We start from the raw sequence: 6,478 nt of genomic DNA, 5'->3' as shown, positions 1-6,478 counted from the left end.
GACATCGTGGTGGAATCGACCGGGATTTTCACTGACGCCGCCAAAGCGCGGGGGCATCTGGAGGCGGGTGCCAAGAAGGTCATCATCTCCGCGCCGGCGACCGGTGAGGACATCACCATCGTGATGGGTGTCAACGACGACAAGTACGACGGCAGCCAGAACATCATCTCCAACGCCTCGTGCACCACGAACTGTCTGGGCCCGATCGCCAAGGTCTTGAATGACGAGTTCGGTATCGAACGCGGCCTGATGACCACCATCCATGCCTATACGCAGGATCAGAATCTGCAGGACGGGCCGCACAAGGATCTGCGCCGGGCGCGGGCGGCGGCGATCAATATCGTGCCGACCTCCACGGGTGCGGCCAAGGCCATCGGCCTGGTGCTGCCTGAGCTCAAGGGCAAGCTCGACGGGTACGCGCTGCGGGTGCCGGTGCCCACCGGGTCGGTCACCGACCTGACCGCCGAGCTGGGTAAGTCCGCCACGGCCGCGGAGATCAACGCGGCCATGCAGGCCGCGGCCGAAGGTCCGTTGAAGGGGATTCTGAAGTACTACGACGCGCCCATCGTGTCGTCCGATATCGTCACCGACCCGCACAGTTCGTTGTTCGATGCGGGACTGACCAAGGTCATCGACAACCAGGCCAAGGTCGTCTCGTGGTACGACAACGAGTGGGGCTACTCCAACCGCATCGCCGATTTGGCTGCGCTGGTCGGCAAGTCGCTGTAGACGCACGTAAGAGAAAGACAGGTATGAGCATCAAGACCCTCGATGAGCTGCTGGGCGAAGGCCCAGAAGGCGTTGCGGGGCGGGGCGTATTAGTCCGCTCCGATCTGAACGTTCCGCTCGACGATGACGGCAACATCACCGATCCCGGCCGCATCATCGCCTCCGTGCCGACGCTGGCCGCACTGGCCGACGCCGGTGCCAAGGTCGTCGTCACCGCCCACCTGGGCCGGCCCAAGGGCGGACCGGACCCCAAGTTCTCGCTCGCGCCGGTTGCCGCCGCACTGGGGGAGAAGCTGGGCCGGCACGTCCAGCTGGCTGGTGACGTCGTCGGCACCGACGCGCTCGCGCGCGCCGAGGGCCTGACCGACGGTGACGTGCTGCTGCTGGAGAACATCCGCTTCGATCCGCGCGAGACCAGCAAGGACGACGCCGAGCGTGCGGCCCTGGCCCGCGAGCTGGCGGCTCTGGTCGAGGGTCCCGACGGTTCGCCCGGCGCGTTCGTCTCCGATGGCTTCGGGGTCGTGCACCGCAAGCAGGCCTCGGTCTACGACGTCGCGAACATCCTGCCGCACTACGCCGGCACGCTGGTCGACGCCGAGGTCAAGGTGCTCGAGCAGCTGACCAGCTCGACCGAGCGGCCCTACGCCGTCGTTCTCGGTGGCTCCAAGGTCTCGGACAAGCTCGCCGTCATCGAGAACCTCGCCACCAAGGCCGACAGCCTCATCATCGGCGGTGGCATGTGCTTCACCTTCCTTGCCGCGCAAGGGCTTTCGGTCGGCACGTCGCTGCTGCAGGAGGAGATGATCGACACCTGTAAGCGGCTGCTGGACACCTACGCCGACGTCATCCACCTCCCCGTCGACATCGTGGTGGCCGACAAGTTCGCCGCCGACGCCGTGCCGGAGACCGTCGCCTCCGACCGGATCCCCGACGGCAAGATGGGCCTGGACATCGGCCCCGAGTCGGTCAAGCGGTTCACCGCGCTGCTGTCCAACGCCAAGACGGTGTTCTGGAACGGGCCGATGGGCGTCTTCGAGTTCCCGGCCTTCGCCGACGGCACCAAGGGCGTCGCCGAGGCCATCATCACCGCAACGTCCAAGGGCGCGTTCAGCGTCGTGGGTGGCGGCGACTCGGCTGCCGCGGTGCGCCAGCTCGAACTCGCCGAGGACGGCTTCTCCCACATCTCGACCGGCGGCGGCGCGTCGCTGGAGTACCTCGAGGGCAAGACCCTCCCAGGCATCGAAGTGCTGGGGTCGTAGACCATGGCACGTAAGCCGCTGATCGCCGGCAACTGGAAGATGAACCTCAACCATTTCGAGGCCATCGCGCTGGTACAGAAAATCGCATTCGCCTTGCCGGACAAGTACTTCGCCAAGGTCGACGTCACCGTCCTGCCGCCGTTCACCGACCTGCGCAGCGTGCAGACGCTGGTCGACGGCGACAAGCTGCTGCTCACCTACGGCGCCCAGGACGTGTCCCAGCACGACTCCGGCGCCTACACCGGTGAGATCAGCGGCGCGTTCCTGGCCAAGCTGGGCTGCACATTCGTCGTCGTCGGGCACTCCGAGCGCCGGACCTACCACCACGAGGACGACGCTCTCGTCGCCGCGAAGGCCAAGGCCGCGCTCAAGCACGGCCTGACGCCGATCGTGTGCATCGGCGAGGGGCTGGACGTCCGCGAGGCCGGCAACCACGTCGAGCACTGCACCAGCCAGCTCACGGGCTCGCTGGCCGGGCTGTCGGGGGACCAGATCAGCCAAGTGGTCATCGCCTACGAGCCCGTCTGGGCCATCGGCACCGGCCGCGTGGCCAGTGCCGGCGACGCGCAGGAAGTCTGCGCCGCGATACGGTCGACACTGGCCGGACTGGCGTCGCCCGAGATCGCCGCGACGGTGCGCGTGCTCTACGGCGGCTCGGTCAACGCCAAGAACGTCGGCGAGCTGGTCGCCAAGCCCGACATCGACGGTGCCCTGGTCGGTGGCGCGTCGCTCGACGGCGAGCAGTTCGCGATGCTTTCGGCGATCGCCGCGGGCGGTCCGCTGCCGTGATGCAGGGCCGGCCCTAGTTGGCCGGCTCCAACACCATGGTGGGCAGGTCGCCCCGGTTGATTCCTCCGGGGAGTGGCCGCTTCGAGGTTGTCGTCAACGGCGCGTCAACCGCCTTGGCCGGTGGCGCGTGACAGCCGGTCTCGGGGTCCATTCCTGGAATGCCGCCGGACTCGACGCAGCACAGGTCGGGATTCCGGATGGTCTTCTTCATGCAGTTGTCGTACGCCTCGATATCCCAGGTGTCGTCGCTGGGCGCGGCGAGCGATATTGCCGGTTGGGGCACTGCGAATGCGGCGGCCAGCAAAGCGGCTGAAGCGAATTTGATGGTAGACATGGTGGCCTCCAAAGGGGCCGAGTAGGGGATGTTGCTCTGTTCATGGTGCGCCGCCGCGGGGGTCGGTATCTGCGGAATTGCGGATCTTTCCGGGGGTCCAGCAACGCAGTGGCAACCACCCTGACGACGCGGCAGTGGACCGCCGGCAGGTGGCGCGCTCGGCTACCGGTAAGCTGTGGGTCATGATTTTGGCCCTGCAGATCACGTTGATCATCACCAGCGTGTTGGTCGTGTTGCTGGTGTTGCTCCACCGGGCCAAGGGTGGCGGTCTGTCGACGCTGTTCGGCGGCGGTGTGCAGTCCAGCCTGTCCGGCTCCACCGTGGTGGAGAAGAACCTGGACCGGCTGACCTACTTCATCACCGGCATCTGGCTGGTGTCGATCATCGGCACCGCGCTGCAGATCAAGTACGGCGCCTAGATTCGGCTTCCAAAACCGGTCACGCCCGTCAGGCGTGGCCGGTTTTGTTTTCTCCGGACGCGGCCAACTGGTGAGACTCGGCGAGCGGGACTGGTCAGGTCAGCCGATACTTGGCTGATGGCCGACGCTATCGAAGAGCCGGACACCACCCTGTCGCCGATCGGTTCGGTGCTGCGCACCGAACTGGGCCGCGAGGCCACCGAGCCGATGCGCGAGGACATCAGGTTGCTCGGCGCCATCCTCGGCGACACCGTACGAGAACAGAACGGTGACGCCGTGTTCGATCTGGTCGAACGGGCACGGGTGGAATCGTTCCGCGTGCGGCGTTCGGAGATCGACCGGGCTGAACTGGCCGCGCTGTTCGCCGACATCGACATCCACCAGGCCATCCCGGTGATCCGGGCGTTCACCCACTTCGCCCTGCTGGCCAACGTGGCCGAGGACATCCATCGGGAACGGCGGCGCGCCGTACACGTGGCCGCGGGCGAGCCGCCGCAGGACAGCAGCCTGGCTGCGACGTACCGCAAGCTGGACCAGGACGGGGGACTGGACGCGGCGGCCGTCGCCGACGCGCTCCGCGGTGCGCTGGTCTCGCCCGTCATCACCGCGCATCCCACCGAAACCCGGCGCCGCACCATCTTCGACACCCAGAACCGGATCACCGATCTGATGCGGTTGCGGCTGCACGGCCACACCCTGACCCGCGACGATCGCGACGTCGAGACCGAGCTGCGCCGGCACATCCTCACCCTGTGGCAGACCGCGCTGATCCGCTTGTCGCGGTTGAAGATTCAAGACGAGATCGCCACCGGGCTGCGCTACTACCCGGCCGCCTTCTTCGACGTCATCCCGAAGGTCAACGCGGAGGTACGCACGGCACTGCAGGCGCGCTGGCCCGGCACCGATGTGTTGGCGACGCCGATCCTGCGGCCCGGATCGTGGATCGGCGGCGATCGGGACGGCAACCCCAACGTCACCGCCGACGTGGTGCGGCTGGCCACCGGCAGCGCGGCCTACACCGCGTTCGATCGCTATTTCGCCGAACTCCTTGCGCTGGAACATGAACTGTCGATGTCGGCGCGGCTGGTCAGGGTCAGCGATGCGCTGCAAACGCTGGCCGACCAGCATCCTGAACCGGCCCATGCCGACGAACCGTACCGCCAGGCGCTGCACGTCATCCGGGGGCGGCTGACGGCTACCGCCACCGAGATCCTCGACCGGCAACCCGAGCAAGAGCTGGACCTCAGCCTGCCGCAATACGCCACTCCGGCCGAACTGCTCGCCGACCTGGACGTCATCGATGCCTCGCTACGTGCCGGCGGCTCCAGTGTGCTGGCCGACGACCGCCTGGCCCGGCTGCGAGAATCCGTGCGCGTCTTCGGTTTTCACCTGTGCGGACTGGATCTGCGGCAGAACTCCGAAGTGCACGAGCAGGTGGTCGCCGAGCTGCTGGCCTGGGCCGGTGTGCACCCCGACTACGCGTCGCTGCCGGAGGACGAGCGGGTTGCCGTCCTGGTCGCCGAGCTGTCCACCCGTCGGCCTTTGGTGGGCCGCGACGCGCAGCTGTCGGAGCTGGCCCGCAAGGAGCTGGACATCGTCGCCGCGGCCGCCCGGGCCGTCGCGGTATTCGGGTCAGAGGCAGTCCCCAACTACATCATCTCGATGTGTCAGTCGGTCTCCGACCTGCTCGAAGCTGCGGTGCTCCTCAAGGAGGCGGGGCTGCTCGACGCGGCCGGCGAGGAGCCGTACAGCCCGGTGGGCATCGTGCCGCTGTTCGAGACCATCGACGACCTGCAACGCGGCTCGGCGATTCTCGAAGCGGCTCTTGCCATTCCGCTGTACCGCTCGATCGTCACCGCGCGGGGCGAACACCAGGAGGTGATGCTCGGCTACTCCGACTCCAACAAGGACGGCGGGTACCTCGCGGCCAACTGGGCGCTGTACCGAGCCGAACTCGACCTCGTGGAATCGGCCCGCAAGACCGGCATCCGGCTGCGGCTGTTCCACGGCCGCGGCGGGACCGTCGGCCGCGGCGGTGGCCCGAGCTACGACGCGATTCTCGCGCAGCCCCCCGGCGCGGTCCAGGGCTCGCTGCGGATCACCGAGCAGGGCGAGGTGATCGCCGCCAAATACGCCGAACCCCATGCCGCGCACCGCAATCTGGAGACCCTGCTCGCCGCGACCCTGGAGTCGACCCTGCTCGACGTCGAAGGACTCGGCGACGCGGCGGCACCGGCCTACGACGTGCTGGACGACCTCGCCGCCCGTGCGCAGCGGGCATACTCCGAATTGGTCCATGACACACCGGGATTCGTCGAGTACTTCAAGGCGTCGACGCCCGTCAGCGAGATCGGTGCGCTGAACATCGGCAGCCGACCGACGTCACGGAAGCCGACCACCTCGATCGCCGATCTGCGGGCCATCCCGTGGGTGCTGGCCTGGAGCCAGTCGCGCGTCAGGCTGCCCGGTTGGTACGGCACCGGGACCGCGTTCGAAGAATTCATCGAGGCGACCGACGGTGGTCTTGCCGTGCTGCAGGATCTGTACACGAAGTGGCCGTTCTTCCGGACTGTGCTGTCCAACATGGCGCAGGTGCTGGCCAAGTCGGATCTCGGCCTGGCAGCGCGCTATTCGGAACTGGTCGACGACGAGGCGCTGCGTCACCGGGTTTTCGACAAGATCGCCGCAGAACATGAGCGCACCATCCGGATGCACGCCCTCATCACCGGACACGACAACTTGCTCGCCGACAACCCCGCCCTGGCGCGGTCGGTGTTCAACCGGTTCCCGTACCTGGAGCCGCTGAACCATCTGCAGGTCGAGCTGCTGCGCCGTTACCGATCGGGCGACGACGACGAACTCGTGCAACGCGGCATCCTCCTGACCATGAGCGGGTTGGCCACCGCGCTGCGCAACAGCGGGTAGCTGGGCAGAGGCTGGGGCGGCCT

Annotated in this window: 6 protein-coding genes; 5 read left to right on the top strand and 1 reads right to left on the bottom strand. The window is 67.3% G+C overall.

Going from position 1 to position 6,478, the window contains the following annotated elements:
* The 3 genes from EB75_RS17560 to tpiA form a co-directional block, all read left to right on the top strand.
* Positions 1 to 729 (top strand): type I glyceraldehyde-3-phosphate dehydrogenase (locus EB75_RS17560; RefSeq protein ID WP_073696629.1); only part of this gene is annotated, 729 nt, incomplete at its 5' end.
* Between the two features lie 23 nt (positions 730 to 752).
* Positions 753 to 1,988, top strand: coding sequence for a phosphoglycerate kinase (locus tag EB75_RS30000; RefSeq protein WP_073696618.1), 1,236 nt, complete (start codon positions 753 to 755; stop codon positions 1,986 to 1,988).
* Positions 1,989 to 1,991: 3 nt separating this feature from the next.
* Positions 1,992 to 2,777: a triose-phosphate isomerase gene (tpiA, locus tag EB75_RS29995; protein WP_073696617.1), complete on the top strand. Its 786-nt coding sequence runs from the start codon at positions 1,992 to 1,994 to the stop codon at positions 2,775 to 2,777.
* A 13-nt stretch (positions 2,778 to 2,790) separates the two neighbouring features.
* Here tpiA and EB75_RS17545 read toward each other — a convergent pair whose 3' ends face one another.
* Positions 2,791 to 3,111 carry a hypothetical protein gene (locus tag EB75_RS17545; protein ID WP_142239675.1) on the bottom strand — a complete coding sequence of 107 codons (321 nt, stop codon included), beginning with the start codon at positions 3,109 to 3,111 and terminating at the stop codon, positions 2,791 to 2,793.
* A 182-nt stretch (positions 3,112 to 3,293) separates the two neighbouring features.
* On the opposite strand from EB75_RS17545, the gene secG reads away from it, so the two are divergent.
* Together secG and ppc are read left to right on the top strand one after the other, a co-directional pair.
* A complete protein-coding gene (gene secG, locus EB75_RS17540) occupies positions 3,294 to 3,530 on the top strand; it encodes a preprotein translocase subunit SecG (RefSeq protein ID WP_073696628.1) in 237 nt (78 codons plus the stop codon).
* A 117-nt stretch (positions 3,531 to 3,647) separates the two neighbouring features.
* Positions 3,648 to 6,455 carry a phosphoenolpyruvate carboxylase gene (gene ppc, locus EB75_RS17535; protein WP_073696615.1) on the top strand — a complete coding sequence of 936 codons (2,808 nt, stop codon included), beginning with the start codon at positions 3,648 to 3,650 and terminating at the stop codon, positions 6,453 to 6,455.
* The last annotated feature ends 23 nt before the right edge of the window (positions 6,456 to 6,478 follow it).

Origin of the sequence: Mycobacterium sp. ST-F2 (assembly GCF_001905655.1) — a bacterium.
In the GTDB taxonomy this organism is placed as follows: Bacteria; Actinomycetota; Actinomycetes; order Mycobacteriales; family Mycobacteriaceae; genus Mycobacterium.
Note: the sequence above shows the minus strand (reverse complement) of the source record. Positions and strands in the feature narration are given on the sequence as shown.

Coding starts and splice junctions, on each gene's coding strand:
- EB75_RS30000 (WP_073696618.1), top strand. CDS start 753: ATGAGCATCAAGACCCTCGATGAGCTGCTGGGCGAAGGCCCAGAAGGC.
- secG (WP_073696628.1), top strand. CDS start 3,294: ATGATTTTGGCCCTGCAGATCACGTTGATCATCACCAGCGTGTTGGTC.
- tpiA (WP_073696617.1), top strand. CDS start 1,992: ATGGCACGTAAGCCGCTGATCGCCGGCAACTGGAAGATGAACCTCAAC.
- ppc (WP_073696615.1), top strand. CDS start 3,648: ATGGCCGACGCTATCGAAGAGCCGGACACCACCCTGTCGCCGATCGGT.
- EB75_RS17545 (WP_142239675.1), bottom strand. CDS start 3,111: ATGTCTACCATCAAATTCGCTTCAGCCGCTTTGCTGGCCGCCGCATTC.